Below are 25,952 nucleotides of genomic sequence, written 5' to 3'. Positions count from 1 at the left end.
GGGGGTCTCCTGCGATCCCGCCGAACGACGTGGCACGGTGTCCGTCGTGGAGACGAGCGACCGGGTGCGCCGAGGAGCGCGCGTCCTGCTGCTGGGCTACCTCGCGGTGCTGCTCTTCGCGCTGCTCACCCCGTCGGTGGACACGCCGTCCTCCAGCGTCTCCTGGGTCGGCGACGTCCTGGAGCGCCTGGGTGCGCCGGACCGGCTGCTCCTGCCGACCAGGGTCGAGTTCCTCTGCAACGTGGCGATCCTGGTGCCGGCCACCGGGCTGGCGGCCGTCATCTGGCCAGGCCCGTCGTGGCGCGACTGGACGGCCTACGGCTTCGTCTTCTCCGGGAGCGTGGAGGTGGTGCAGGCGCTGCTGCTCGACGAGCGCTCGGCGACGTACGTCGACGTCGTGGCCAACACGCTCGGTGCCCTCCTGGGGGGCGCGGTCGTGGGACTCGTCCGAGCCTGGCGATCTCAGATGTCGGACTGACCATCCACCATGCGGACGTCGATTGGGCGGCGCGACCGGCCGCTCCCTACTCTGGAGCCATGATCTCGACCTGGTTGACGAAGCGACGCGCGGTGGACCACTGCCGCGTCCACTCGTCCCTGTGTCGAATGTCCTGACGGGTCCCGTCCACCGCTCCGCTAAGTCTACTAGATCACTCTAGTTTTGAAGCCGAGCCGAGCGCCTCGCGCGCCACGGGCCCTTGCCTTCCCCAGCAGCCAGGACACAGGAGAGCCATGAGCACCCAGATCGACTCGCGCGGCCCGCAGCTCAACGCTGCGGTCACCGCCGTCGTGCTGGCGATCGTGCTCGCGACCGCCCCCAGCACGTTCGCCACGGTCCTGCTCGCCGCGCAGGCCGGGCTGTTCGCGTGGGCGGCCGTCCTCGGGGTCCAGCGCAGCCCGCACTCGTGGGTCTTCCGCACGCTCGTGCGTCCTCGCCTGACCAAGGCGCCCGAGTGGGAGGACGCGGCACCCCCGCGGTTCGCCCAGGCGGTCGGCCTCGGCTTCGCGCTCGTCGGCGTCGTCGGCTTCCTCGCCGGCGCGACGCTCCTCGGCCTGGTGGCCACCGGGTTCGCCCTGACCGCCGCCCTGCTCAACGCGGTCTTCCGGTTCTGCCTGGGCTGCGAGCTCTACCTGCTCACTCAACGCTGGTTGAGGAGCGAGCGCAGCGAGCGTCTCGAAACCCCGCAACTCAACTGACCTCCGCAACGCCCTACAGAAAGAGAAGCCATGACTCGCGAGAGCTCCCTCGTCTCCCCCCAGTGGGTGGAGGACAACCTCGACAACCCCGACGTCGTCCTGATCGAGGTCGACGAGGACACCGCGGCCTACGACAAGGGCCACATTCGCAACGCGATCAAGCTCGACTGGACCACGGACCTCCAGGACCAGGTCCGTCGCGACTTCGTCAACAAGGCGCAGTTCGAGGCCCTGCTGTCCGACCGCGGCGTCTCCAACGACCACCGGGTCGTGCTCTACGGCGGCAACAACAACTGGTTCGCGGCCTACGCCTACTGGTACTTCAAGCTCTACGGCCACCAGGACGTCGTCCTGATGGACGGCGGTCGCAAGAAGTGGGAGCTCGACTCCCGCGAGCTGACCGACGAGGTCCCGACGCGCGAGAAGACGACGTACACCGCCCAGGACCAGGACACCTCCATCCGGGCCTTCCGCGACGACGCCGTCGCCGCCATCGGCGTGCAGAACCTGATCGACGTCCGCAGCCCCGACGAGTACGCCGGTCGCCTGATGGCCCCGGCCCACCTGCCGCAGGAGCAGGCGCAGCGCGCCGGCCACGTGCCGACCTCGCTCAACGTGCCGTGGAGCAAGAACTGCAACGACGACGGCACCTTCAAGTCCGACGAGGACCTCAAGGCGCTCTACGCCGAGGTCGGCATCGACGACTCCAAGGACACCATCGCCCTGTGCCGCATCGGGGAGCGCTCCTCGCTCACCTGGTTCGTGCTCAAGGAGCTCCTGGGCCACCAGAACGTCAAGAACTACGACGGCTCGTGGACCGAGTACGGCTCCCTCGTCGGCGTTCCGATCGCGCTCGGCGACGAGCCGGGTGACGCCTGATGTGCGGCGCGACCGAGGGCGGCCTGTCGCTCGACGGCGTGGACGTGAAGAAGGAGGCCATCATCCAGGGCCAGGTCTTCCGCGGCGAGGACCCCGTCGGCAACGCCTACGTGCGGCTGCTCGACCGCACCGGTGAGTTCACCGCCGAGGTCCCGACCTCGGCCACCGGCCACTTCCGGTTCTTCGCCGGCGAGGGCGAGTGGACGCTGCGCACCCTGGCCCCCAAGGCCGACCCGGTCGACAACCGCGTCGTCGCGGCCGTCGGGTCCGTCGCGGAGGTCAACGTCCGCATCTGAGAGTTCGGCCCCGGGACGCGTGTTCGTAAGACACCCGCCTGGGGCCGCTCCTATGCTGCGCTTAATACCGTGTCTTTGAAAGGCAGCGACGTGTCCAAGCGCAACCCGGCCGAGGCCCGCAAGCGGATGGCCTACCTCCAGCTGGCGGGGCTCGTCCTGCTGGTGGCCGTCACGGCCTTCGTCGTCTACCAGTCGATGCAGGTCGGCTGAGTCAGCGCTCGAGGAGCAGCGTCACCGGGCCGTCGTTGACCGACTCGACCCGCATGTCCGCGCCGAACACGCCCCGCGACACCTCGGCCCCCAGCGACTCCAGCTCCGAGCAGAAGCGCTCGTAGAGCGGCTCGCTGACAGCCGCGGGCGCGGCCGACGCCCAGGTCGGGCGCCGACCCTTCACCGCATCGCCGTACAGGGTGAACTGGCTGACCACCAGGACCGGCGCCCCGACGTCGGAGGCGGAGCGCTCCTCCCGCAGGATCCGCACCTCCCACACCTTCCGCGCCATCCACGCGACGACCTCGTCGGTGTCGTCGTGCGTGATCCCGAGGTGGACCAGCAGCCCCGGCTCCCGCAGGGCCCCCACGACCTCCCCCTCGACGGTGACCGACGCCGACAACACCCGCTGCACCACAGCCCTCATGAGAACAATCTCCCCGACCCCGACCCCCGGTGGTTGATGTGCGAGCGCAGCGAGCCTCGAAACCACGAGCCCAAGCGGCGCCGACCCCCGGTGGTCGAGCAGTGAGGAGCGCCAGCGACGAACGCCCGTCGAGACCCCAGACACCCGCCCACCCACCCCACCCACCGATCCCGCTCTGACACGATGACCCGCATGCCCGCCGTACCTCCCGAGGCCCTGCTGATCACGGTCGCCCCCACCGGCGCCGAGACGTCGAAGGCCGACTGCCCGCAGCTCCCCACCACGCTCGAGGAGCTCGTCACCACCGCCCAGGCCTGCGAGGCCGCCGGCGCCGCGATGATCCACGTGCACGTCCGCGACGCCGAGCACCGCCCCACCCTCGACCTGGCCCTCCTGACCGAGACCGTCGATGCCCTCCACGAGAGCACCGACCTCGTCGTCCAGCTCTCGACCGGCGGCTCCGTCCACGACCCGCTCGACAAGCGCCTCAAGGTCCTCGACGCCCGCCCCGACTCCTGCAGCCTCACCATGGGCACCACCAACTTCGGCGACGACGTCTTCTCCAACCCCTGGCCCTTCGTCTGCGAGCTCTACCAGCTCAGCCAGGAGCGCCAGATCGTCCCCGAGTTCGAGCTCTTTGACCTCGGGCAGGCTCACGCCCTGACCCGTCTGATCGACCGCTTCGGCCTCCCGTACGGCGGCCGGGTGCACTGCGACTTCGTCATGGGCGTGCCCGGCGGCATGCCCGGCACGGCCGACGCCCTCGTGGCCGGCGTCGCGACGCTCCCGCCGGAGGTGACCTCCTGGTCTGCCACGGGCATCGGCCGCACCACCCTCGCCGTCGCCCTCGCGTCGCTGTCCAAGGGCGGCCACCTCCGGGTGGGCATGGAGGACGTGCTGACGATCAGCCGCGGCGTCCCGGTCGAGAGCAACGCCCAGCTCGTCGAACGTGTGGTCGCCCTCGGGGCCCTCGCACAGCGACGTCCGATGACGACCTCCGAGGCCCGCACGCTCCTCAACACCGCCCACTCGGCCTAGACCCGAGTAGTCCTTCTCGGTCGCGGCATGGCCCGATCGGGCCACGTGTCGTAGACCTTCTGGTGAACATTCGGGTTAGGAGCCCTCTTGTCCCATAAAAGGCGCTCTGAACTGGCAAAACGCCGTAACCGTGTGATTCACTACGCAGGCACTTTCAAATACTGACGACGTCTCGGGACGTCACATGGGGAGATACCAGATGAAGAAGCTGATCGTGGGCCTGCTGGCCTCGTTCCTGATCGCGTCCGGGCTGGTGGCCTTCACCGGTTCCCCGTCCACCGCTGCTTGCCCCTACACGGGCTGCATCGCCACCAAGTCCAGCATCTCGGGTCCGGCGTCCGTTCGCCAGAACACCGCCCCGACGTTCAAGATCAACGTGCGGCCGGCGGCGGGCAACGCCCGGGTCCGTGGCTCCGTGAAGATCACGGTCGCGCGCAAGGGTGGCGGCTTCAAGAACACCCGCACGACCTCCTACACCGGCTCGCGGAAGTCCGTGAAGGGCCCGCGTCTGCGCAAGACCGGCCGCTACACCGTCACGATGGTGTTCACCCCGGCTCGCAACTCGGTCTACCGGGCGTCGAGGGACTCCTACAGCCTCAAGGTCGTCAAGCGTCGTCGCTGACACCACTTGCGAAGGGCCCCACGATGTCGTGGGGCCTTTTGCATGTCCGAACCCGTCTCGGTAGCCGGCCGGAGGCGTTCGTCGAGCCGCAGCCTGCCAAGGGCAGCAGACCTGAAAGGATGCCCGCGTGCTGACACGTCGCAGGGTCCTGGTCGCACTCGGCTGCGTGCTCCTGGCCGCGGTGCTGTTCACCGCATGGCAGGCCTGGCAGGTCCAGCGCGATCTCCGCTCCGCCGAGGCCAGCGTGGACGACCTCACCGTCGCCGTCCGTGACGGCGACGAGAGTGCACGAGATCGAGCCATCGCCGATCTGCAGGACGCGTCCACCTCGGCCGCCGACCGCACGGACGGCCTGTGGTGGGCCGGCCTGACCAAGCTCCCGTTCGTCGGCGACGACGTCCGGGGTGTGCGCGCGCTGAGCAGCTCGCTGGAGGTGATGGCGAATGACGGGATATCCCCCCTGGCCGTCACCATCGACGACCTGGACCGCCTCTCGGTCGACGGCCGTGTCGACGTCGGGGTCGTGGAAGGGCTCCAAGGGCCCGTCTCAGACGCTGAGGCCGCGTTCCAGAAGGCGGCTGCCGAGGTGGACGGCATCGACAGCGAGGGCTTCGTCGGCGCCCTGCGTCCACGATTCGACGACTACGTCGACCGAGTGGACGAGGCCGCCGGGGCGCTCGCGGCCGCCGACACCGCCACCGCGGTCCTTCCGGCCATGGTGGGTGTCGACGGTCCCCGCGACTACCTGCTGCTCTTCCAGAACAACGCCGAGATCCGCGCCACGGGCGGCATGCCAGGTGCGTGGGCACAGATCCACGCCGAGAACGGCAAGCTCGAGATGGTGAAGCAAGGCACCGCGCTCGACTTCCCGATGGCTCAGCGCCCGGTCCTGCCGCTGAGTGCCGAGGAGGTCGCCGTCTACGGCCAAGAGATCGGCACCTACTTCCAGGACCCCGGCTTCACCCCCGACTTCCCTCGAGCGGCAGAGCTGTGGCGGGCCCACTGGAACGCGAAGTTCCCCTCGGTTCCTATCGACGGGGTGCTCTCGCTCGATCCCGTGGCCATGTCCTACTTGCTGGAGGGCACCGGCCCCGTCGAGGTGGGAGCGGTCACCCTCACGTCGGACAACCTGGTCGACGAGCTGCTGAACAAACCGTACCGCGAGCTCGATGTGCAGGCGCAGGATGCGCTGTTCGAGGACGCCGCCGGGGCCATCTTCGACCGGTTGACCCGCAAGCCGCCCTCCCCGGTTGACATGGTGAGGGGGCTGAATCGTGCCGCCACGGAGAGACGCTTCCTCATCGCTTCGTTCGACGAGGCGGTGACGAGCGAGCTCGAGGGATCAGCCATCCAGGGACGGCTGGCGGGTGATGAGGGCAGCACGCCGCACATCGACATCGGAGTCAATGACGCCACGGGGTCGAAGATGTCCTACTACCTGCGCTACTGGGCCGACTCGCGAGCCACGTCCTGCGCGGAGGGTCGACAGAGCGTGTCCGGGTCCATGAGTCTCAGCCAGGCGATTGCCCCGGGTGAGGCCGCGAAGCTGCCCGCGTCGGTGACTGGCGGCGGCACGTACGGCACCGAACCCGGCACCCAGCTCACCTTCATCCGCATCTACGGGCCGCACGGTGGGACCATCGACGAGCTGAAGGTGGATGGCAAGCGTCAGGTTCTGGACGAGCAGTCGATCGACGGCCGACCCGTGGTCGTCCTCGCCATCTCGATCGCCACCCGTGACGACGTGGTCATCTCCTGGTCCATGACCAGCGGCCCGGGGCAGACTGGAGCCGGGAAGGTGGGTCTGACGCCCGGCATCCAGGCCGGAAGCAAGGACTTCACCTTCGCGAGCGCCTGCTGACCGCCGGCTCGTCGCACACCAGCGGTGCACGTCGGTCCGAAGGGCGCAGCTCGAACTGTGCCTACGACCACTTTTCATCTGTCACGGTACGAACGGAGAACCCACATGCCAGACAAGCTGCCCTTCGCGCTCCCGGACATCGGTGAGGACGAGATCGAGGCCGTGGTGGCGGCCCTTCGCAGCGGTTGGGTCTCGACCGGACCGAAGGTCAAGGAGTTCGAGGCAGCCTTCGCCGACCTGCTCGGCGGCGGCGTCGAGGCGGTCTCCGTCAACTCAGCCACCGCGGGGCTCCACCTCGCGCTGGAGGCCTGTGGCATCACGGCAGGCGACGAGGTACTGCTCCCCACGTGGACGTTCACGGCGACGGCGGAGGTGGTGCGCTACCTGGGGGCCACTCCCGTCCTGGTCGACGTGGACCCCGACACCCTCAACATCGACCTGGAGCAGGCGTCGCGGCTCGTGACCGCTCGCACGAAGGCGATCATGCCCGTCCACTTCGCCGGACTGGGCGTCTCCCCGAGTGCGCTTCGTGCCTTCGCGCTGTCACACGGCCTCAAGGTGGTCGAGGATGCTGCTCACGCCCTGCCGACCGTCACCGAGGGGCAGATGGTGGGTGCGGGCGAGAGCGAGGCGGTCGTCTTCAGCTTCTATGCGACCAAGACCATGACGACCGGAGAGGGCGGCATGGTCGTCACGCGAGACCCGGAGATCGCGAAGCGCATCCGCATCATGAGGCTGCACGGGATCGACCGTGACGCCTTCGATCGCTATCGCTCGGATGTGCCCTCATGGCGCTACGAGGTCGTTGCGCCCGGATACAAGTACAACATGACCGACCCCGCCGCAGCGATGGGCTTGGTGCAGCTGTCGCGCGGCAAGGAGATGCGCGACAAGCGCGCGGCGACAGCGGACCGCTACAACCGGGAGCTCGCAGATCTCGGGTTGGGCCTGCCGGCAGCTGCCGCGATCGCCGACCTCCACGCCTGGCACCTGTACGTCATCCGCGTCCCGGCGGGCAGGGATCGTGACGAGTTCATCGCATCGCTCGCACGGTCTGGAGTCGGGTCCAGCGTCCACTTCATCCCGCTCCACCTGCAGCCCTACTGGCGCGACTTCGCCGGCCACGCGCCGAGCGACTTCCCCGCTGCCACGGCGGAGTTCGAGCGGGTGGTGAGCCTGCCGATCTTCTCCTCCATGAGCAGCCACGACGTGGACCGGGTCGTGCAGGCGGTTCGTGAGGCCGCGGCCGGATGAAGCGCGTCATCGACATCGCCGTCGCAGCTGTCGGATTGTTCCTGTCTGCTCCGTTGCTCGTTGTCGCCTTCGCTGCCATCAGGCTCGATTCCCGTGGGCCCGTGGTCTTTCGGCAGGAGAGGATCGGCAGGGACGGCGTGCCCTTCGAGATCCTGAAGCTCCGCACCATGACGCATGCGGCCTCCGGCGCGAGCGTCACCGCCGGTCAGGACCCGAGGATCACCAGGGTCGGCCGGTGGTTGAGGTCGACCAAGCTCGACGAGCTTCCCCAGTTCATCAACGTGCTCCGGGGAGAGATGAGCTTGGTCGGACCTCGTCCTGAGCTCGCGAAGTACGTGGCGTTGTGGCCGGTGGACGCGCGTCGCGAGATCCTCGGGCTCCGTCCCGGGATCACCGATCCTGGTTCCATCGCATTCCGGCGGGAGGCCGAGCTGCTGGCGTCCGCCGCCGACCCAGAGGCCTACTACGTGGACGTGATCCTGCCTCAGAAGGTCGCGCTCTACCTCGAGTACGCGCGCACCCGCACCCTGGCAGGCGACCTGAAGGTGCTGGGCGACACGATCTCCACCGTCGCGAGGGGATGACGATGCGTATCGGAATCCTCACCCAGTGGTACGACCCGGAGCCGGGACCTGCTGCGCTCCCGGCGGCCCTGGCGCGCGGACTGGTGGCGCGAGGCCACTCGGTCGAGGTGGTGACCGGGTATCCGAACTACCCAGATGGCGTTCTTGCCGCCGGCTACCGCGTCCGCCCGCGCTCGACAGAGGACGTGGACGGGGTGCGCGTGAGCCGGGTGGCGCTCTATCCCTCGCACAGCGAGTCCATGTCCCGCCGGCTCCTGAACTACGGCTCGTTCGCCGCTTCCGCGGCGGTCGCGGGCGTTCCGGCGTCGTTTCGTCACGTCGATGCTCTCTGGGTCAACTACTCGCCGGTGACGATAGGCCTGCCCTTCGCTGTGCAGCGCCTCCTACGCCGGACCCCGTCGGTCGTGCACGTGCTGGACCTGTGGCCGGACACCCTGGCGGCAGTGGGGCTCGGGTCCACCGGTGGACGCGGTCGCACGGCGGTCAGCGCCGTGGATGCGGTGTGCAACTGGATGTACCGGGCAGCGGATCGCGTTGCCTACATCTCGCCGGGCGTCGGCGACATCCTGGCCGAGCGCGGAGTGCCTCGCGACAAGCTCGCCTACGCACCCATGTGGGCTGACGAGACGCTCCACAAGCCGACCCCGCGGCCGGACACGAGAGGCTACGGCCTCGACCGGGATCAGCTCGCGGTCGTCTACGCAGGCACCCTCGGACGCGCCCAAGGGCTCGAGACGCTGGTCGAGGCCTGCGGCCGAATGAAGGAGTCCCGGGTCATCTGCCTCATCGCCGGTTCGGGCACTGAGGAAGGCCGCCTTCGCGACCTGGCCGCACGGGCCGGAGCGGACAACGTGCGCTTCCTCGGCCGCCTGCCGAAGGAGGAGATGCCGGCTCTCGCGGCCGCGGCGGACGTCAACTACGTGGCCCTCAACGACCACCCGTTGGCGCACGTGACGATGCCCAGCAAGCTGCAGGCGATCCTCGCGGCCGGCGGTGTCGTGGTGGGCTCGTTGGGCGGGGATGCCGCGGCGGTGGTCAACGAATCAGGATCGGGGTGGACCGTGGCACCCGGTGACGTGTCCGGCCTGGTGGACGCGCTGCAGGAAGCCGCCTCTCTTGGACCCGAAGGGCTGGCGGGGCGTCGTCGCGCCGCCAGGGAGTACTACGAGCGCACGTTCGCCTACGACCAAGGTGTCGAGACGATCGAGGAGCTGCTGACCACTGCCGCAGGGCGGAGGGGTCGAGCATGAGTGTGACGATCAGGGCACTCACTCGCGAGGACGTCCGTGAGGCGGCGGCGTTGCACCGCACTGCCTTCCCGTCGTTCTTCCTCAGCAGCTTGGGGGAGCCCTTCCTGCGGGAGTTCTACAGGGCCTTCCTCGAGCCCCAGGGAATCGCGCTCGTGGCTCGTTCGGAGGCGGGGCACCTGGTCGGCGTGGCGGTCGGTCACACTCAGCCCGCCGGCTTCTTCCGCCGTCTGCTGATCCGACGCTGGTACGCCTTCGCTCTCGCGAGCCTCAGGCTCGTGCTTCGTCGGCCCAGTGTCGTGCCCCGTCTTCTCCGTGCCGTGACCTACCGGGGCCAGACGCCCTTGGAGGTGCGCGGCGCGCTCCTCAGCTCCATCTGCGTGGCAGACGAGGCACGAGGCACCGGCGCCGCCAAGAGGCTGTTGGAGGCATGGACGGCATCCGTGGTCGAGACGGGCGTCAGCGAGGCGTACCTCACGACCGACAGCGAGGACAACGACCGGGTGAACGCCTTCTACCGTGGGGCGAACTGGGCGTTGGACGGCACCTTCGAAACTCCGGAGGGGCGGAAGATGAACTGCTACACGTGGCAGGATGGGTCCGTCTGACGCGCGGCGCAACGGCCTGCACCGTCGATCCGAAATCGGAAGGAACACCGAACCGTGAGTTCGAATAGTGGCCCAGTTCTCGTCACCGGCGGGACTGGGTCGTTTGGGTCCACCATGGTCCGTCGTCTGCTGGCGACCGACATCGACGAGATCCGGATCCTGAGCAGGGACGAAGCCAAGCAGGACCACCTACGGCGCGAGCTCGGGGACGGGCGAGTGAAGTTCCACGTGGGCGACGTCCGTGACTCACGCAGCGTGGAAGACGCCGTCAACGGTGTGAAGCACATCTTCCACGCCGCCGCCCTCAAGCAGGTGCCCAGCTGCGAGTTCTTCCCCCAGCAGGCCGTGCTCACGAACGTCACCGGAAGTGACAACGTGATCAGGGCAGCCGAACGCGCCGGCGTCGAGTCGGTGGTCTGCCTGAGCACCGACAAGGCGGTCTACCCCATCAACGCCATGGGCATCTCGAAGGCGATGATGGAGAAGGTGGCGCAGGCGCACGCACGCCACCGCGGTGAGGATGGGCCGATCGTCTCGATCACCCGCTACGGCAACGTCATGTACAGCCGCGGATCGGTCATTCCGGTCTTTGTCGAGCAACTGCGCACGGGGAAGCCGTTGACGATCACGGATCCCACCATGACGCGGTTCCTCATGTCGTTGGACGAGTCCGTCGACCTCGTGGAGTACGCCTTCACTGAGGCGAAGCCGGGGGACCTCTTCGTCCGCAAGGCACCGGCGAGCACGGTGAAGGACCTTGCTTTGGCCGTGGCCTCGCTGTTCGGAGTGGAGGACCCCGAGATCCGCATCTTGGGGACGCGCCACGGTGAGAAGCTCTACGAGTCGCTGCTGAGCCGCGAGGAGCTGCAGAAGGCGGACGACCACGGCGACTACTACCGGGTGCCCCTCGACGCGCGCTCCTTGGAGTACGAACTCTTCTTCGAGGAAGGTGAGCGGGAGCTGATCGACCACGACTACACCTCGCACAACACGGAGCGCCTGGATGTGGAGGGAGTCAAGACGCTGTTGCTCACTCTTCCTGCCATTCGACGCGAGCTGGCTGCTGCGGGGCGACCGGTGGAGTCGACCGCGTGAGGGTTGTCATCACGGGCGGCTACGGCTTCCTTGGCTGGCACACCGCATGCCGCCTACGCGCCATGCACGGGATCGACGCGACACGCCTGGGTCGTGAAGACCAGGCGGACCTCGAAACGGTCGTCGCGAGCGCCGACGTCGTGATCCATATCGCGGGGGTCAACCGCGCCGAGTCGGACGAGGCGGTGCGACAGGGCAACGAGGACCTCGCGCGTGCGGTTGCTGCGGCGATCGTGGCCTCGGGGCGGCCGATCCGTGTCGTCTACGCCAACTCCATCCAAGCCGAGCTCGAACACAGCCCTTACGGGGCCGGCAAGGCGGCAGCGGCAGTGGTATTGGCGGAGTCCGCGGCACGAGTGGGCGGCTCTCTGGCCGATGTCCTGCTGCCCAACCTGTTCGGTGAGCATGGGAGGCCGCACTACAACTCCTTCGTGGCGACCTTCTGCAGTGTGCTGGCCGAGGGCGGCTCGCCGTCGGTCATGGGGGACAAGGAGATCCCGCTGCTGCACGCTCAGGCCGCAGCCGAGTGCCTGATCGAGGCGATGCAGGGCGAGCAGAACGTCCAGATCCGGCCTCAGGCCGAACGCCGCCTCGTCTCGGAGGTGCTGGACCTGCTGGTTGGCTTCCGCGACCTCTACTCGCGTGGTGAGGTGCCGGACCTGAGCGAGCAGTTCCTCGTCGACCTCTTCAACACCTACAGGTCCTACACGTTTCCTCAGGCGTTCCCCATCCATCCGCAGGTGCACGCCGACGACCGCGGGATGCTGGTCGAGACCGCACGAAGCCACGGAGGGACGGGTCAGGCATTCGTGTCGACCACTCGTCCGGGTCTCACCCGGGGAGATCACTATCACCTGCACAAGGTGGAGAGGTTCTTCGTCGTGAGAGGCCAGGCCGAGATCTCCTTGCGTCGGCTGCTGACAGACGACGTGGTGACCTTCCGGATCGACGGAGAGCGGCCAGGGTTCGTCGACATGCCCACCATGTGGGTGCACAACATCAGCAATGTCGGCACCGAGGATCTCGTCACCATGTTCTGGGCAGATCAGCTCCTCGATCCCGAGAATCCGGATCAGTACCCCGAACTCGTCGCTCTGGAAGGTCGCCCATGAAGGTCATGACCGTGGTGGGAACGAGGCCGGAGATCATCCGCCTCGCCCGCGTGATCGAGCGCCTCGACCTTTCAGTCGACCATGTCCTGGTTCATACCGGGCAGAACTACGACTACTCGCTCAACCAGGTCTTCTTCGATGACCTGGGTCTCCGGGAGCCTGACCACTTCCTCGAGGTGGACACCTCCTCCCTCGGTCGCGTGCTGGGGGAGACGTTGATCCGCGTCGAGGAGGTGATGCGGGCCGAGCAGCCGGACGCCGTACTCGTCCTGGGCGACACCAACAGCTGCATCGCCGCTGTGATGGCGAAGAGGCTCCGCATCCCGACCTACCACATGGAGGCGGGCAACCGGTGCTTCGACGAGAACGTCCCAGAGGAGACGAACCGGCGAATGGTGGACCATGTCGCCGACTTCAATCTCGTCTACACGGAGCACGCGCGGCGCAACCTCCTGGCGGAGGGACTCCATCCGCGGAGAATCCTGCTCACTGGGTCGCCCATGCGAGAGGTGCTCGAGCACTATCGCAGTCAGATCGAGTCGTCGGACGTCGTGGAGAGGCTCGGGCTGGAGCCGGCCAAGTTCTTTCTGGTCAGCGCACACCGCGAGGAGAACGTCGACTCGCCCGTCCGGCTCCGAATGCTGCTCGACTGCCTCTCAGCGGTGCGGGAGGAATGGGGATACCGCGTGGTGGTGTCGACCCACCCACGCACCCGCAAGCGTCTGGAGGCATTGGATGACGTCGACCAGGTCAGCGGGATCGAGTTCATGGACCCCTTCGGCTTCCACGACTACAACAAGCTGCAGACTGCGGCCGCGTGCGTCCTCTCCGACAGCGGCACGATCTCGGAGGAGAGTTCCGTCCTGAGGTTTCCTGCGGTCACCCTCCGCGACTCCATCGAGCGGCCGGAAGCCCTCGACGCCGGCGCCATCATCATGACAGGACTGCACCGCGACGATGTCGTCGCCGCGGTCCGGTCGGTCATGGATGACTTCGCCCGTGGGGTGCCAAGTGCGCTTCCCGCTGGGTACGAGGTGCTTGACACGTCTCTGAGGACATACCGGTTCATCCTCTCCACGGCGCACCGCCACAAGAGCTGGGCAGGTATCAGGGAGTCGGCGACATGAGACTTTCACGCGACAGCGGACTGGGTCAGAACCTGCGCATGCTTCGTAACAAGGCCATTCACGTGAAGAAGGGCCTCAAGGCTGTCCATCCGACGGCATACGTGCATGGAACGGCAGTAGTCGCTAAGGACCTCACCTGCGCGGAGTACGTCTTTGTCGCCCCAGGTTGCCAGATCGACCCCGGTGTGACGATCGGTCGGTACACCATGCTCGCGAGCCATGTCGCCATCGTGGGGGACGACCACGTCACCGACCTCGTGGGCACTCCCATGCAGTTCTCAGGGAGACCCCGACAAAGTAGGACCGAGATCGAGGACGATGTCTGGGTGGGGTATCGCGCCATCATCAGGCGCGGTGTGCGGCTAGGGCGTGGCTCGATCGTCGCTGCCAACGCCGTCGTCACCAAGGACGTCCCACCGTTCGCCGTGGTCGCAGGCGTACCGGCGACCAAGATCGGCGACCGGTTCAGCAGCCAGCGCGAAGTGGCGGAGCACTCACGAGTGCTGGATGGACCTCTGCTGGAGCCCCGGTTCGCCGGTGAGCTTCGGGGAGACTGACGTGCGTATCGCTCTTGTCTGCGGCTACTTCGACTGGTTCAGCGGCTACCAAGAGGTTGCCCTGGCCGAGGCGTTCTCCCGCTATGCCGAGGTCGAGGTGATTGCAGGGGACCGGGTATCTCCGATCTTCAACGACGCTCACCTGGAGAAGCTGGGGCGTCATCGGGCCTACGACTCAGGGACGACGATCGAGAACGGAGTCACGGTGACGAGGTTCCCGGTGCGGGAGGTCCGGTCCATGGTCTGGTCGTCCCAGGCAGTCTCGTACCTGAGGCGCTCAGATCACGATCTGGTTGTCCAGGTGATGCCAGGCCAGGGCTTGCCCATCGCTGCGTCGCTCGCCTCCGCGGGCAAACGGCGCGTCGCGCTCTACGGTGACAATGCCGCAATGTGGCTTGCGCTGCCCCAGTGGAAACAGGCCTTGAAGTGGGTTGCTTTCACCATCTCGAAGGGCCTTGCCTACCGTTACGTGAATTCGCGCGCGGTGCACGCCTACGGATACACGCCAGACACCATCACTCGGCTGCGCGGCTTCTTCGGCAGCACGCCAGCAGACGTACTGCCCCTCGCGTACGACGCAGACAGGTTCTTCCACGACGCAGATCTCCGTCGTGCAACGAGGTCTCAGTTGGGGCTCCGCGAAGATGACGTGCTGGTCATCACGGTGGGCAAGTTCCAGCGCTACAAGGGGATCGAAGACATCGTCGAAGCGGTCGACCGCACAAGTCGTCAGGACGTCAACCTCCGGGTCCTCTTGGTCGGCGCAGACTCTTCTGAGTACAGCGACGAGATCCGCGCGATGGTCGCCGGCCGTGACCAGGATGCCGTCCCCGTCGAGGTTCTCGACTTCCGGGATGCTGAAAGCCTGAACGCCCTGTACAACGCGGCTGACATCGGTGTCTGGCCGCGGCTGCCCGCCATCTCCATTCAGCAGGCCATGGGGACCGGACTTTTCGTCGTGCTGCCTCAGAACCAGTGGGTGGGACATCTGGTCGAACCTGGAACTGGAAAGTACTTCGAGGCGGAGTTGGGCATCGAGGGTCTTGCCCGCGCGCTCGATGAGTACTCCGGTGCGGATCGCACAGACGAACGGCGAGACGAGCGTGCGAGGCGCAATTCGAGGTTCAGTGGCGATGGCATCGCGCGCCAGGTGTTGGAGCACGTCGGGCTGTCTCATTGAGCGTCGAGGACCGGGGCATGGGCGCACGGTTCGCTCGTTCACTGTTCAGCTGAGCTGTTGGGGCGGCTGTTCCTGCCTCCATTGCGCGTGGGCAACGGACAGCGTTCGCCAGGACAGGTACCACGAGATCGCATAGGTGGCGGCCGTCGCCATGGACAGTCCTGCCACCGTCTGCACGGGGGAGGCATCCAACGCGCTACTGAAGTACACCGTCGATCCGACGATGATGAGGCGGCTGGAGTCCCAGGCCAACTGCGTCTTGTGTCTTCCGTAGACCACCAGAGTCTGCGACAAGGGCGACGCGACGATCTGGAACAGCAGGGCGATGCTCAGCATGCGCGCCATTTGACCGCTGGTGGCCCACGAGCTTCCGTAGACCCATAGGAACAGAGGCTCGCTGAACAGGAGAAGGACGGCCGCACCACCTGTGCCTATAACAGCCAGTTGGCGAGTGGCATCGCGGAAGACGCGCACGGGCGGCTCGCCGCCCGCCCGGCGCACAGCAGCGAGACGCCCCAAGTACACCTGAGCGACGGCCAGACCGATGAGAGCCACCGGGGCGGTCAGGACTCGCTGGGTCAATCCGAACTGACCGGCCACGTCAGGTCCGTACAACGCAGCGAGGAGGATCACCGGCAACTGCAGTCCCATGACGTTGATTGCGCCGGCGGGCGCCAGGACCGTTGGGACGTGCCGGAATCGCCGAAGGATCGCCTTGCCCTGGCGAAGCGTGTAGCTCTGTCGTGCGCCGGCGTCGTTCAGACCGCTCTTCCGGAGCAGAGACATCGCTCCAGCGAGTTGCCCTAACCCCCACCCGAGAAGCAGGCCACTGATGCCAAGACCACTGGCCCCCAGTGCGACCTGCAGAACAAGGGTGGCCAAGCCCACCGTGACGTTCCTGATGGCAATCGCACTGTAGCGCTGGGCGCGGATGGCGAGGGCGTTCAACAGTTGGAACACGGCCATGGGCGCCGCGATGAGCGGGGCAGTCCAGGCCCAGGGGGAAAGTGCATCACCGGTGACCAGCGTGACCGTGAGGAGTGCCGTCGCGACAAACGCTCCGACGACGAGTGCGCACGCGCAACCGACTACGACCAAGGTGCGGCTATCGACCTCGTCCTCAGCAAGGGGAACCGCTAGCTCGAGTCGCAGTGACAGGAGCGGAGTGAGGATGAACGCGACTGCGGCGATGCTCGAGAACGTGCCGAACTCCGACGGCGTGAAGAGGTACGCAATGACGGGGGAACCCGCGACGACGATGAGGTTCGCCGCCCCCGTTCCCGCGGCGATCGAGAGAACCGCCCGCCGCGGGCTGCTCGATCCGTCGGCTACCACGGGAGTGACCGTCTAGGCAGGTCCCGGGGTTGGGGCAGGTGGCTAGGCACGGGAAACGTACCGGGTGGAGGGGCATCTTCTGCCCTCGACTGCGTTAGGGGTCTGGATGGGATGCATCGCGAGTCGCTGCCGGCCCGCAACGAAGGAGTCACCCCTCCCAGCAGGTCACGCGCCGGAGTTGATCATTCCGGCGCCGACGGTGATTCCGGTCGCCTCGTCGATCAGGATGAAGGACCCCGTGGTGCGGTTCTTCGAGTAGGGGTCGCACAGCAGCGGCACCGTGGTGCGCAGCTGCACGCGGCCGATCTCGTTGCGCCCGAGCTCCTTGGTCTCCTGGTCGCGGTGGAGGGTGTTGACGTCCAGGCGGTACTGGATGTCCTTTACCAGCGTCCGGGCGGAGCGGGTCGTGTGCTTGATCGCCAGCTTCTGGCGGGGCTTGAGCGGGGCGTCGGCCATCCAGCAGATCATCGCGTCGATGTCCTGGCTCGGCTTCGGGGCGTTGGACGGCCGGGCGATCATGTCGCCGCGAGAGACGTCGACGTCGTCCTCCAGGCGCACCGTGACCGACATGGGCGGGAAGGCCTCGGCGATCTCCTGGTCGAAGAGGTCGATGCCGGCGATCTTCGACGTCATGCCACTGGGCAGCACGACGACCTCGTCGCCGGGCTTCAGCACGCCGCCGGCCACCATGCCGCCGTAGCCGCGGTAGTCGTGGTGCTCGTCGGACTTGGGGCGCACGACGTACTGCACCGGGAAGCGGACGTCGACCAGGTCGCGGTCGGAGGCGACGTGGACGTTCTCCAGGTGGTGCATCAGCGTGGGGCCGGAGTACCAGTCCATGTTCTCGGAGCGGTTGACGACGTTGTCGCCGGCCAGCGCCGAGATCGGGATGACCTCGAGGTCGGGGATGTTGAGCTTGGTGGCGAACGTCGTGAACTCGGCGTGGATCTTGTCGTAGACCTCCTGCGAGAAGTCGACGAGGTCCATCTTGTTGACCGCGAGCACGAGGTGCGGCACCCGCAGCAGCGACAGGATCACCGCGTGGCGGCGCGACTGCTCGGTGAGGCCCTGTCGGGCGTCGACGAGCACCAGGCCCAGGTCGGCGGTCGAGGCGCCGGTGACCATGTTGCGGGTGTACTGCACGTGCCCGGGGGTGTCCGCGATGATGAACTTGCGAGCCGGGGTGGCGAAGTAGCGGTAGGCGACGTCGATCGTGATGCCCTGCTCGCGCTCCGAGCGCAGCCCGTCGGTCAAGAGGGCCAGGTCGGTGTAGTCGTAGCCCTTGGAGGCGCTGGTGGCCTCGACGGCCTCCAGCTGGTCCTCGAAGATCGACTTGGAGTCGAGGAGGAGCCGCCCGATGAGGGTGGACTTGCCGTCGTCGACCGAGCCGGCGGTGGCGAAGCGAAGCATGTCCATGTTGGCGGTGATGGACTCGGTGGCGTCGGGCATCAGAAGTAGCCTTCCTTCTTGCGGTCTTCCATGGCTGCTTCGGAGAACCGGTCGTCACCGCGGGTGGCGCCCCGCTCGGTGAGCTTGGCGATCGACACCTCCGCGATGATCTCGGGGATGGTCGAGGCGGTGGACTCCACGCACCCGGTCAGGGTGATGTCGCCGCACGTGCGGAAGCGGACGGTGCGCTCCTCGACGACCTCGCCGGAGCGCAGCGGGTTGAGGGGCGTCTCGCTCATCAGCATGCCGTCGCGCTCGAAGACGCGGCGCTGGTGGGAGAAGTAGATGGGCGGGATCTCGATGCCCTCGCGGCCGATGTAGTCCCAGACGTCGAGCTCGGTCCAGTTGGAGATCGGGAAGATGCGCATGTGCTCGCCGGCGTGCAGGCGGCCGTTGTAGAGGCTCCACAGCTCGGGGCGCTGCATCTTCGGGTCCCACTGGCCGAACTCGTCGCGGTGGGAGTAGACGCGCTCCTTGGCGCGGGCCTTCTCCTCGTCGCGTCGGCCGCCGCCGAAGGCGGCGGTGAAGCCGTTCTCCTCGATGGCGTTGAGCAGGGTGCCGGTCTGCATCCGGTTGCGGCTGGTCTTGCCGTCGTCGACGACGACGCCGTTGGCGATCGCGTCGTCGATGCTGGCCACGACGAGCTTGACGCCCAGGCGCTCGACCCAGTGGTCCCGAGTGACCAGCACCTCCGGGAAGTCCAGGCCGGTGTCGATCTGCATCACCGGGAAGGGGATCTTGGCGGGGTAGAACGCCTTCTCCGCGAGGCGGAGCATCACGATCGAGTCCTTGCCCCCGGAGAACATCAGGACCGGCTTCTCGAACTCGGCGGCGACCTCACGGAAGATGTGGATCGACTCGGCCTCCAGCTGGTCGAGCTGGCTCAGCCGGTAGTCGGCGTGGGTTTGCGACATGGGGAAACAGGGACCTCTCGGTGGACAGCAACCGACATCGTAGCCAGGTGCCTCTCCGGTGACGAAGAAGCGAGCATTGTCGAGTGTGGCACATCACTTTTCGCCGCCATGCGGCGTCCTACGGGCTGGCATCCTCCGGTGCCGCGGGCTTGCCGGCGGCTCGGCCGGCCGGCTGGTGGTAGCCCATGTCCTCGAGCTGGGCCACGGTCGGCGCGCCGAACATCGGCAGCCCCTGCTCCTTGCGCAGCAGTCCCCACACCAGGGGGACCAGGACGACCATCGCCAGGCCGATGCCGCCGATGAGGATCGGGTGGGTCTCCTCGACGCCGAGCGGAGCCCAGCCGGCCTTGTCGAGCAGGGCCACGCCCGACATCGTCAGCACGACCACGATGGCGCGCCGGATGAACGACTGGGGGACCCGCGGGGCCAGCTTGCTGCCGATGATCGTGCCGGGCACCGACCCGATCACGAGCGGCAGCGTCAGGCCCAGGTCGAGACCGTCGTTGACGATGATGTTGGAGATCGCGGCGGCCAGCACGAGCGGCACGGCCTGCACGAGGTCGGTGCCGACCAGCTTCACCGCGGAGAGGCCGGGGTAGAGCATCAGCAGCGCCACCATGATGACCGAGCCGGATCCGACGCTGGTGATGCCCACGAGCAGGCCGCCCAGGGCACCGACGAGCAGCGTGGGGACAGGTCGCACCCGGGGGTTGGGGTTGCCGCTGGCTCCGCCGGCGCGCACCCGGCGCAGGTTGATGTAGAGGCGCAGCGCGTACGTCGTGGCCGCGAGCAGCAGCGCGAAGCCGATGCTCATCTTCAGGACGTCGTCGACGTCCTCGGGGTCCACGACGCCCGCCAGCACGTGCGGACCTGCCAGGGCGGTCGGCACCGACCCGAGGATCAGCCACTTCGCGAGGTCCAGGTTGGGCGAGCCCTCGCGCGAGTGCACGATGGCACCGCCGGTCTTGTAGATCGCCGCGGCCGTGAGGTCGGCGGTGACGATCTTGGCGGTGTCTCCGACGCCCAGGAAGATCAGCGCGGGGGTCATCAGCGCGCCGCCGCCCATGCCGGTGAGGCCCACCACGATCCCGACGAAGAACGCCGCCGCGAGGATCGAGGGGAAGTCGGAGGTGATGAGGTCGTTCATGCGCCGATCCTCGTCGACCCGGTGAGCGCCGGGACGACGACGCGCAGCAGGTCGTCGATCTGGGTCGCGCAGGCCTCGGCGGCCTCGGGTCCGCGACCGTAGGGGTCGTGGACGTCCAGGCTGGTCTCCGCGTTGCCGCGCCGCTCGCCCACAGCCGTGAGGAGCTCGGCCCCGACGAGGTCGCTGCCGGCCACGGCGTCCGCGAACTGGCCGAGCGTGAAGACCTTGCGGAACGCCGCCGGGTGGTCCTGCAGGATGAAGGTGCGGTGGGTGGCCTCGGCGGTGAGGACGAGGTCGGACTGCTCGATCAGGGCAGGGGTGAGTGGGCGGCTGACGAAGCCGGCGTGGTCGACACCACGACGACCCATCGCCTCCGCCATGACGGCGTCCATCCCGTGCTCCCGGAAGCCGTGGGTGCCGGCGCTCCGGAAGACGACGCTGCCGTCCTCGGCGGTCGCTGCCCGTGCGGAGAGCTCCATGTAGGGGGAGCGGCAGATGTTGGCGGTGCAGACGAAGAGCACGTTGAGCGAGGGCGGCTCGGTCGGCTCTTCGACGCCATTCCCATCGGCGTCGTCAGGGTTTCGAGACGGTTGCTTCGCAACCTCCTCAACCTCCGACGGTGTCGCCGGCTCGGGGGTGGAGGAAGGCGTGCCGGTGCCTGTCTCGAGACCCTCGTCAAGGCGCAGGTCGAGGTAGCCCGCCTCCGCGAGCGCGTCGAGGACGTCGCCGAGAGCGTCGTCGATCGAGCGGCCGGTGGTGTCGACGCGCACGTCGGCGTCCTGCGGCTCCTCGTAGGGCGACGAGATGCCGGTGAACTCGGGGATCTCGCCGGCTCTCGCTTTGGCGTAGAGGCCCTTGCGGTCCCGCCGCTCGCACTCCTCCAGCGGGGTGGCCACGTGGACCAGGAAGAACGCGCCCCCTGCGTCCTCGACCATGGCCCGCACCTGTTGACGGGTGGCGTCGAAGGGTGCGATCGGGCTGCAGACGGCGACGCCGCCGTGGCGGGAGATCTCCGCCGCGACCCACCCGATGCGCTGGATGTTGGTCTCGCGGTCCTGCTTGGAGAAGGTCAGGCCGGAGGAGAGGTTGCGGCGTACGACGTCGCCGTCGAGGCTGGTCAGCGTGCGCTCGCCGCGCTCCAGGATCCGGTCCATGAGCGCCCGGGCGAGGGTGGACTTGCCGCTCCCGGACAGCCCGGTGAAGAACAGCACCAAGCCCTGCTCGTCGGGCTCCGGCCTGTCCGCCTCGACGATCTCGGCGATCTCGAGCGGGAGCTCGCCGCCGTCCCGCAGGCCGTGGACGCGGTCGATGCCGGCGTAGTTGGCGACCACCTGGACGCCGAGCTCGTGGTCGACCGTCGCGTCGCCGTGGGAGGCGAGCGGCACGGCCACCACCGCGGTGTCGAGGAAGTCGGCGGCGACCAGCGTGGCCCGCAGCAGCGCGACGGGGGAGAGGTGCGGTGTGCCGTGGCCGACCAGGGTGAGGAGCACCGAGGGCCCGAGGTCGCGGATGTCGCGCAGCTGGACGTCGGTGAGGGCGTCGGTGACGGGCACGAAGGCACGCCCGGCGAAGCGCTCGCGCACGACGGCGGGGGAGAGGTAGTGGCTGCGGAACGGGCCGTGCTGGGCGTGGGTGAGCGGCTCGACGGCCCAGCCGTCCGGCGACCCCACGCTCACGCGGGCCAGCGGCAGGCCCTCGGGATCGACGAGCTCCACCGCTCCGGCCTCATGGGCGACCGCGGCCACGTCGGGGGGCAGGTCCAGGGTGACCGCGCTGCCCGGCTCGTTGAACGCGCGGACCGGCAGCAGCGCCCCGACGCTGAGCAGCTCGAGGTCGTCCAGCTCGCGCGGCGAGGGGCAGTGCTGGGGCGCGGGTGAAGGAGGCACGCACTCATCCTGCCGCATCTCCAGGGGGCCTCCCGCACCCGCGGCGGCCCGTTGCTAGCGTTCGGCAGCGCATCGCTGCGCCACCGACGAGAGTGAGCCCATGTCCGACCTGTCGCAAGACCGTCCCTGGGGGAGCTGGCACGTCATCGAGGACGGCCAGGGCTACAAGGTGAAGCGGATCGTCGTCCATCCGGGTAAGAGGCTCTCGTTGCAGACCCACCGCCACCGCTCCGAGCACTGGGTCGTCATCTTCGGCATCGCGACCTGCTCCGTGGACGGCGAGATCGTGGTCGCCGCGCCCGGCGAGTGCATCGACGTGCCCCGCGGTGCCGCGCACCGTCTCTCCAACGAGCACGCCGAGGACCTGCAGATCATCGAGGTCCAGCAGGGCGCCTACACCGGCGAGGACGACATCAACCGCCTCGAGGACGACTTCGGTCGGGCGGAGTGATCGCGTGAGCGCTCAGCTGGCAGTCGTCGGTGGCGGTGGGTTCGGACGAGAGATCCTCGACATCGTCGACGCGATCAACGCCGACGGACGCACCAGCGAGCGCTACGAGGTGGTCGGGGTCTTCGACGACGGCACGCCCGACGAGCGTCTACTCGCCGCCTATGGCACCAGCCGCCGTGGGACCGTGGCGGATGTGCACGAGCTGCCCAGCGACGTCCTCGTGACCGTGGGTATAGCCCATCCGCAGACCAGGCACCGGGTGGTCGAGTCATTGCGCGGCCGCACGCGGCCGGCGCTGATCCATCCGACGGTGACGAGGGGACGAGTGGTCCACATCGGTCAGGGTGCCGTGCTCTGCTCGCACGTGAGCGTAGCCAACCACGTGGTGGTCGGCGACGACGTGCAGGTGGGAGCCAACACCACAGTGGGCCACGACGCCGTTCTTCTCTCGTGCGTCACCGTCAGCCCCCTGGTGGCGGTGAGCGGCAACGTCGAGCTCGGCGAGCGCAGCTTCGTGGGAACCGGATCCGCACTCAACCAAGGGGTGCGCGTCGGTGAGGACGCGGTCGTCGGCAGCGGCGCCACCGTGATCCGGGACGTAGCAAGCGGCACCACGGTCGTCGGCACGCCCGCGAGGAGGCGCACATGACTATGAGCTCATCCCCTGCCATCGCCGAGATCGTCCGGTCGGGCTTCGTCGAGGGCCACCACTACGGCTCGGTCGTCGCCCTGGCTGCTGACGGGAGCGTCGACTGGTCCGTCGGACCGGTCGAGACCGCGATGCTGCCGCGCTCGTGCAACAAGCCGGTGCAGGCCCTCGCCATGGTGAGGGCCGGCCTCGACCTGCCCGACGACCTGCTCGCCCTGGTCTGTGCCTCTCACTCGGGCGAGGCCTTCCACATCGATGGCGTCCGACGGATCCTGGCCTCTGCGGGGATCGACGAGTCGGCGCTGCAGACCCCGCTCGACTACCCGCTCGACGACGAGGCGCGGGCCGAGGCGCTGCGCGCCGGCCTGCCGAAGACGTCGATCGCCATGAACTGCTCCGGCAAGCACGCCGGGATGCTCGCCACGTGCGTGGTAAACGGCTGGGACGTCGGCACCTACCTCCAGCCCGAGCATCCACTGCAGCAGCTGATCCTGGCGACGTTCGCCGAGCTCACCGGCGTGCCGGTCGAGACCGTCGCCGTGGACGGCTGCGGGGCACCGCTGCTCTCGACCACGCTGGTCGGGCTGGCTCGAGCCTTCCGGGCGCTCGCCGTCGCGGAGCAGGGGCCGGAGGCACGCATCGCGGCCGCCATCCGACGTCACCCGGAGTTCGTGTCCGGGACCCGTCGTGACGAGCTCGCGCTGCTGACCGCGATGCCCGGGTCGATCGGCAAGGCCGGGGCGGAGTCCTGCTACGCCGTGGCGCTGCCCGACGGGCGGGCGTTCGCGCTGAAGACGGACGACGGGGCTGCTCGTGTGCGGCCGGTGCTGATGGGGGAGGCGCTGCGACGCTCCGGTGTCGACGGCGAGGCGTGGGTCGACGGGGACGCCGTGCGGCGTACCGGGGTGCATGAGCTGCTGGGTGGCGGCGTGGTTGTCGGGGAGATCCGCGCGTCGTTCTGACGCTGTCTCTTGTGGGGTTGCGGCCGCGGTCGGGTGCGGGGATCTCGACGGGCGCTCGTCGCTGACGCTCCTCGCTGCTCGATCGGCGGTGGGTGGTTTCGAGGCTCGCTTCGCTCGCACCTCAACCACCGGGGGCAGTGGGGTGGTTTCGAGGCTCGCTTCGCTCGCACCTCAACCACCGGAGGCGCTGAAACCACCCCGACCCTGGCATCCGTGCTTGCTGTGTGACTCGTTCGAAACATTGTTAAATCGGGGTCTGTGCCTCATGTCACCCTGCTCTAGTTTGCATTTTGCTTGCTGGAGTTAGCACTATGGAGGCATGGCAAAGGGGAAGGTCGGCAAGACCGTCGAGTCTCTCGGGGACTATCTGAAGGAGCAGCGGGTCGCGTCGCGGCTGTCGCTCCGTCAGCTCGCCGAGCAGGCGGGCGTCTCCAACCCCTACCTGAGCCAGATCGAGCGCGGGCTCCGCAAGCCCTCCGTCGAGGTCCTCCAGCAGATCGCCAAGGCGCTGCGCATCTCCGCGGAGCAGCTCTACATCCGCGCCGGGATCATCAGCCCGGAGGACGGCGTCGGCGGCTCGGTCGAGCTGGCCGTGCTCAACGACAGCGGCCTGACCGAGCGGCAGAAGCAGTCGCTGCTCGACGTCTACTCGTCGTTCCTGGCGATGAACGCCGGACGCACGCCCGACGACGACTGACCCGAACGACCTCCACCTCACCGCACGACCAAAGGAGAACGACATGGCCAAGGCCAAGTTCGACATCACCACGCTGGACCTTCCCCCCGTCGCGGCCAAGCCGCTCTACGCCGGCGTGGGTGCCACCGACCTCGCCGTCGAGGTCGTCCGCGACTACGTCGCCGACGTGCGCAAGGTGCTCGCGGGCTACCAGAAGGACGTGCAGAAGACCGTCACGAGCCTCGACCTCGAGCCGAAGGCGCTCCGCGACCAGGCCCTGACCGTCGTCAACGCCCGCGTCGAGGCCCTCTCCAAGGACGCCCGCGCCCGTCGCGCCGCCGTCGAGGCCCGCGTGGAGGCCCTCCAGGCCGACGCCCTCGCGCTCCCGACCAAGGTGCAGAGCGCCCTCAACGACAACGTCACCACCGTGACCGGCACCTACGCCGACCTGGCCCAGCGCGGCGAGAAGCTCGTGTCTCGCGTGCGCAAGCAGGAGTCCACGAAGGCCACGGTCTCCTCGGCCAAGACGACCACGGCGAAGGCCAAGTCGACCAGGACCCAGGGCGCGAAGGCCACCAAGTCGACCGCCACCAAGGCGAAGACCACGGCCCGGAAGACGGCCACCACCGCCAAGAAGTCCTCGGCCCCCGCACGGAGCAGCGCCAAGGCGACGACCACCGCCGCGAAGAAGACCGCGTCGAGCGCCGCCAAGGCCGCCACCGACGCCGCGGTGAAGGTTGGCGACTGAAGAGATCTCGATGAGGGACAGCTGGCGCTGTTCTAGAGCGCAGCACGAGGCCCCCGGCGGCGTGACCGCCGGGGGCCTCGTCACGTCCGGGCACGATCGCTCCAGATACGCTGGTCGCATGGACGCGTTGGGATCGCTGGAGGGCACGGTCGGGTTGGTGCTCGTGCTGGCCCTGCTGGCCGTCAAGATCTTCGCGTTCGTCACTGCGATGACCTACTCCGCCGAGGCGTACGTCGCCGCGGGCAAGCTCACCAAGCCCGCCTGGACGATCATCCTGGGCCTGGCGGTCGTGATGCAGCTGCTGCCGGTCCTGGGTCCGCTCATCAACCTGGCGTTCACCATCGCGGCGATCGTCTTCCTGGTCGACGTCCGCCCGGCACTCGCCGGACTGCGGCGCCGCTGACTGCGACGAGAGTCCTCTTTTCTGTCCGCGACAGTTTC

The 25,952-nt window shown here is 68.1% G+C and carries 28 protein-coding genes; 22 read left to right on the top strand and 6 right to left on the bottom strand.

The window, feature by feature from the left end; all coding sequences use genetic code 11:
- Positions 1–46 precede the first annotated feature (46 nt).
- From IRQ30_RS19425 to IRQ30_RS19410, 4 genes are all read left to right on the top strand, one after another.
- Positions 47–478, top strand: a complete 432-nt coding sequence (locus IRQ30_RS19425; RefSeq protein ID WP_193614586.1) for a VanZ family protein — start codon at positions 47–49, stop codon at positions 476–478.
- A gap of 254 nt (positions 479–732) precedes the next feature.
- A complete protein-coding gene (locus IRQ30_RS19420) occupies positions 733–1,197 on the top strand; it encodes a DUF4395 domain-containing protein (protein ID WP_193614585.1) in 465 nt (154 codons plus the stop codon).
- Between the two features lie 30 nt (positions 1,198–1,227).
- Entirely contained in the window at positions 1,228–2,076 is an 849-nt protein-coding gene (locus IRQ30_RS19415) for a sulfurtransferase (protein WP_193609687.1), read from the top strand.
- Positions 2,076–2,372 carry a DUF1416 domain-containing protein gene (locus IRQ30_RS19410; RefSeq protein WP_193609688.1) on the top strand — a complete coding sequence of 99 codons (297 nt, stop codon included), beginning with the start codon at positions 2,076–2,078 and terminating at the stop codon, positions 2,370–2,372. Before IRQ30_RS19415 ends, IRQ30_RS19410 begins: the two co-directional genes overlap by 1 nt.
- Positions 2,373–2,583: 211 nt before the next feature.
- Here IRQ30_RS19410 and dtd read toward each other — a convergent pair whose 3' ends face one another.
- Positions 2,584–3,009, bottom strand: coding sequence for a D-aminoacyl-tRNA deacylase (gene dtd, locus IRQ30_RS19405; RefSeq protein WP_193614584.1), 426 nt, complete (start codon positions 3,007–3,009; stop codon positions 2,584–2,586).
- Positions 3,010–3,201: 192 nt separating this feature from the next.
- On the opposite strand from dtd, the gene IRQ30_RS19400 reads away from it, so the two are divergent.
- The 12 genes from IRQ30_RS19400 (at position 3,202) to IRQ30_RS19345 (ending at position 15,294) form a co-directional block, all read left to right on the top strand.
- Positions 3,202–4,047 carry a beta-keto acid cleavage family enzyme gene (locus tag IRQ30_RS19400; protein WP_193614583.1) on the top strand — a complete coding sequence of 282 codons (846 nt, stop codon included), beginning with the start codon at positions 3,202–3,204 and terminating at the stop codon, positions 4,045–4,047.
- Positions 4,048–4,246: 199 nt separating this feature from the next.
- Positions 4,247–4,669 carry a hypothetical protein gene (locus IRQ30_RS19395; RefSeq protein WP_193614582.1) on the top strand — a complete coding sequence of 141 codons (423 nt, stop codon included), beginning with the start codon at positions 4,247–4,249 and terminating at the stop codon, positions 4,667–4,669.
- Positions 4,670–4,796: 127 nt separating this feature from the next.
- Positions 4,797–6,530, top strand: coding sequence for a DUF4012 domain-containing protein (locus tag IRQ30_RS19390; RefSeq protein WP_193614581.1), 1,734 nt, complete (start codon positions 4,797–4,799; stop codon positions 6,528–6,530).
- Between the two features lie 57 nt (positions 6,531–6,587).
- Positions 6,588–7,784, top strand: a complete 1,197-nt coding sequence (locus IRQ30_RS19385; protein ID WP_338089794.1) for a DegT/DnrJ/EryC1/StrS family aminotransferase — start codon at positions 6,588–6,590, stop codon at positions 7,782–7,784.
- Positions 7,781–8,368, top strand: a complete 588-nt coding sequence (locus IRQ30_RS19380; protein ID WP_193614580.1) for a sugar transferase — start codon at positions 7,781–7,783, stop codon at positions 8,366–8,368. The genes IRQ30_RS19385 and IRQ30_RS19380 overlap by 4 nt, the downstream gene beginning before the upstream one ends.
- A gap of 2 nt (positions 8,369–8,370) precedes the next feature.
- Positions 8,371–9,618, top strand: coding sequence for a glycosyltransferase family 4 protein (locus IRQ30_RS19375; RefSeq protein ID WP_193614579.1), 1,248 nt, complete (start codon positions 8,371–8,373; stop codon positions 9,616–9,618).
- Positions 9,615–10,223: a GNAT family N-acetyltransferase gene (locus IRQ30_RS19370; protein WP_193614578.1), complete on the top strand. Its 609-nt coding sequence runs from the start codon at positions 9,615–9,617 to the stop codon at positions 10,221–10,223. Before IRQ30_RS19375 ends, IRQ30_RS19370 begins: the two co-directional genes overlap by 4 nt.
- Positions 10,224–10,277: 54 nt before the next feature.
- Positions 10,278–11,318 (top strand): SDR family NAD(P)-dependent oxidoreductase, encoded by a 1,041-nt coding sequence (locus IRQ30_RS19365; RefSeq protein WP_193614577.1) that lies wholly within the window; start codon positions 10,278–10,280, stop codon positions 11,316–11,318.
- Positions 11,315–12,430: a polysaccharide biosynthesis C-terminal domain-containing protein gene (locus IRQ30_RS19360; RefSeq protein ID WP_193614576.1), complete on the top strand. Its 1,116-nt coding sequence runs from the start codon at positions 11,315–11,317 to the stop codon at positions 12,428–12,430. The genes IRQ30_RS19365 and IRQ30_RS19360 overlap by 4 nt, the downstream gene beginning before the upstream one ends.
- Positions 12,427–13,557 carry a non-hydrolyzing UDP-N-acetylglucosamine 2-epimerase gene (gene wecB, locus IRQ30_RS19355; RefSeq protein ID WP_193614575.1) on the top strand — a complete coding sequence of 377 codons (1,131 nt, stop codon included), beginning with the start codon at positions 12,427–12,429 and terminating at the stop codon, positions 13,555–13,557. The genes IRQ30_RS19360 and wecB overlap by 4 nt, the downstream gene beginning before the upstream one ends.
- Positions 13,554–14,114: an acyltransferase gene (locus IRQ30_RS19350; protein ID WP_193614574.1), complete on the top strand. Its 561-nt coding sequence runs from the start codon at positions 13,554–13,556 to the stop codon at positions 14,112–14,114. Before wecB ends, IRQ30_RS19350 begins: the two co-directional genes overlap by 4 nt.
- Before the next feature lies 1 nt (position 14,115).
- Positions 14,116–15,294 (top strand): glycosyltransferase, encoded by a 1,179-nt coding sequence (locus IRQ30_RS19345; RefSeq protein WP_193614573.1) that lies wholly within the window; start codon positions 14,116–14,118, stop codon positions 15,292–15,294.
- Between the two features lie 45 nt (positions 15,295–15,339).
- On the opposite strand, the gene IRQ30_RS19340 is transcribed toward IRQ30_RS19345, so the two are convergent.
- From IRQ30_RS19340 to cysC, 5 genes are all read right to left on the bottom strand, one after another.
- Positions 15,340–16,629: an oligosaccharide flippase family protein gene (locus IRQ30_RS19340; RefSeq protein WP_193614572.1), complete on the bottom strand. Its 1,290-nt coding sequence runs from the start codon at positions 16,627–16,629 to the stop codon at positions 15,340–15,342.
- 165 nt (positions 16,630–16,794) lie between these two features.
- Complete coding sequence (locus IRQ30_RS19335; RefSeq protein WP_227467844.1) at positions 16,795–18,078, bottom strand: sulfate adenylyltransferase subunit 1; 1,284 nt, start codon at positions 18,076–18,078, stop codon at positions 16,795–16,797.
- Positions 18,078–18,992: a sulfate adenylyltransferase subunit CysD gene (cysD, locus tag IRQ30_RS19330; protein WP_193609699.1), complete on the bottom strand. Its 915-nt coding sequence runs from the start codon at positions 18,990–18,992 to the stop codon at positions 18,078–18,080. The genes IRQ30_RS19335 and cysD overlap by 1 nt, the downstream gene beginning before the upstream one ends.
- Before the next feature lie 118 nt (positions 18,993–19,110).
- Positions 19,111–20,139: a sulfite exporter TauE/SafE family protein gene (locus IRQ30_RS19325; RefSeq protein WP_193609700.1), complete on the bottom strand. Its 1,029-nt coding sequence runs from the start codon at positions 20,137–20,139 to the stop codon at positions 19,111–19,113.
- Positions 20,136–22,025 carry an adenylyl-sulfate kinase gene (cysC, locus tag IRQ30_RS19320; protein ID WP_338089793.1) on the bottom strand — a complete coding sequence of 630 codons (1,890 nt, stop codon included), beginning with the start codon at positions 22,023–22,025 and terminating at the stop codon, positions 20,136–20,138. Before cysC ends, IRQ30_RS19325 begins: the two co-directional genes overlap by 4 nt.
- Before the next feature lie 100 nt (positions 22,026–22,125).
- Between cysC and IRQ30_RS19315 the strand changes: the two genes are divergently transcribed.
- The 6 genes from IRQ30_RS19315 to IRQ30_RS19290 all read left to right on the top strand — a co-directional run bounded on the left by IRQ30_RS19315 (position 22,126) and on the right by IRQ30_RS19290 (position 25,914).
- Positions 22,126–22,476: a phosphomannose isomerase type II C-terminal cupin domain gene (locus tag IRQ30_RS19315; RefSeq protein ID WP_193609702.1), complete on the top strand. Its 351-nt coding sequence runs from the start codon at positions 22,126–22,128 to the stop codon at positions 22,474–22,476.
- Positions 22,477–22,480: 4 nt separating this feature from the next.
- Positions 22,481–23,125 carry a PglD-related sugar-binding protein gene (locus IRQ30_RS19310; RefSeq protein ID WP_193614570.1) on the top strand — a complete coding sequence of 215 codons (645 nt, stop codon included), beginning with the start codon at positions 22,481–22,483 and terminating at the stop codon, positions 23,123–23,125.
- The gene (locus tag IRQ30_RS19305) at positions 23,122–24,087 is read left to right on the top strand and encodes an asparaginase (RefSeq protein WP_193614569.1); all 966 of its coding nucleotides are present in this window, start codon (positions 23,122–23,124) and stop codon (positions 24,085–24,087) included. The genes IRQ30_RS19310 and IRQ30_RS19305 overlap by 4 nt, the downstream gene beginning before the upstream one ends.
- A 319-nt stretch (positions 24,088–24,406) precedes the next feature.
- Positions 24,407–24,784 carry a helix-turn-helix domain-containing protein gene (locus IRQ30_RS19300; protein WP_193609705.1) on the top strand — a complete coding sequence of 126 codons (378 nt, stop codon included), beginning with the start codon at positions 24,407–24,409 and terminating at the stop codon, positions 24,782–24,784.
- Between the two features lie 43 nt (positions 24,785–24,827).
- Positions 24,828–25,511, top strand: a complete 684-nt coding sequence (locus IRQ30_RS19295) for a hypothetical protein (protein ID WP_193614568.1) — start codon at positions 24,828–24,830, stop codon at positions 25,509–25,511.
- Positions 25,512–25,629: 118 nt separating this feature from the next.
- Positions 25,630–25,914: a DUF2516 family protein gene (locus IRQ30_RS19290; protein ID WP_227464504.1), complete on the top strand. Its 285-nt coding sequence runs from the start codon at positions 25,630–25,632 to the stop codon at positions 25,912–25,914.
- Positions 25,915–25,952 lie beyond the last annotated feature (38 nt).

Source organism: Nocardioides lijunqiniae (assembly GCF_015024225.1).
Classification (GTDB): domain Bacteria; phylum Actinomycetota; class Actinomycetes; order Propionibacteriales; family Nocardioidaceae; genus Nocardioides; species Nocardioides lijunqiniae.
The sequence above is the reverse complement of the archived record's forward strand: the minus strand, read 5'-3'. Positions and strand labels throughout refer to the sequence as shown.

Excerpts from the sequence above, each read along its gene's own strand:
- IRQ30_RS19370 (WP_193614578.1), top strand. The coding sequence starts at position 9,615 with ATGAGTGTGACGATCAGGGCACTCACTCGCGAGGACGTCCGTGAGGCG.
- wecB (WP_193614575.1), top strand. The coding sequence starts at position 12,427 with ATGAAGGTCATGACCGTGGTGGGAACGAGGCCGGAGATCATCCGCCTC.
- IRQ30_RS19380 (WP_193614580.1), top strand. The coding sequence starts at position 7,781 with ATGAAGCGCGTCATCGACATCGCCGTCGCAGCTGTCGGATTGTTCCTG.
- IRQ30_RS19415 (WP_193609687.1), top strand. The coding sequence starts at position 1,228 with ATGACTCGCGAGAGCTCCCTCGTCTCCCCCCAGTGGGTGGAGGACAAC.
- IRQ30_RS19295 (WP_193614568.1), top strand. The coding sequence starts at position 24,828 with ATGGCCAAGGCCAAGTTCGACATCACCACGCTGGACCTTCCCCCCGTC.
- IRQ30_RS19335 (WP_227467844.1), bottom strand. The coding sequence starts at position 18,078 with ATGCCCGACGCCACCGAGTCCATCACCGCCAACATGGACATGCTTCGC.
- IRQ30_RS19300 (WP_193609705.1), top strand. The coding sequence starts at position 24,407 with ATGGCAAAGGGGAAGGTCGGCAAGACCGTCGAGTCTCTCGGGGACTAT.
- IRQ30_RS19395 (WP_193614582.1), top strand. The coding sequence starts at position 4,247 with ATGAAGAAGCTGATCGTGGGCCTGCTGGCCTCGTTCCTGATCGCGTCC.
- IRQ30_RS19315 (WP_193609702.1), top strand. The coding sequence starts at position 22,126 with ATGTCCGACCTGTCGCAAGACCGTCCCTGGGGGAGCTGGCACGTCATC.
- IRQ30_RS19375 (WP_193614579.1), top strand. The coding sequence starts at position 8,371 with ATGCGTATCGGAATCCTCACCCAGTGGTACGACCCGGAGCCGGGACCT.
- IRQ30_RS19420 (WP_193614585.1), top strand. The coding sequence starts at position 733 with ATGAGCACCCAGATCGACTCGCGCGGCCCGCAGCTCAACGCTGCGGTC.
- IRQ30_RS19350 (WP_193614574.1), top strand. The coding sequence starts at position 13,554 with ATGAGACTTTCACGCGACAGCGGACTGGGTCAGAACCTGCGCATGCTT.
- dtd (WP_193614584.1), bottom strand. The coding sequence starts at position 3,009 with ATGAGGGCTGTGGTGCAGCGGGTGTTGTCGGCGTCGGTCACCGTCGAG.
- IRQ30_RS19290 (WP_227464504.1), top strand. The coding sequence starts at position 25,630 with ATGGACGCGTTGGGATCGCTGGAGGGCACGGTCGGGTTGGTGCTCGTG.
- IRQ30_RS19305 (WP_193614569.1), top strand. The coding sequence starts at position 23,122 with ATGACTATGAGCTCATCCCCTGCCATCGCCGAGATCGTCCGGTCGGGC.
- IRQ30_RS19410 (WP_193609688.1), top strand. The coding sequence starts at position 2,076 with ATGTGCGGCGCGACCGAGGGCGGCCTGTCGCTCGACGGCGTGGACGTG.
- IRQ30_RS19400 (WP_193614583.1), top strand. The coding sequence starts at position 3,202 with ATGCCCGCCGTACCTCCCGAGGCCCTGCTGATCACGGTCGCCCCCACC.
- cysD (WP_193609699.1), bottom strand. The coding sequence starts at position 18,992 with ATGTCGCAAACCCACGCCGACTACCGGCTGAGCCAGCTCGACCAGCTG.
- IRQ30_RS19325 (WP_193609700.1), bottom strand. The coding sequence starts at position 20,139 with ATGAACGACCTCATCACCTCCGACTTCCCCTCGATCCTCGCGGCGGCG.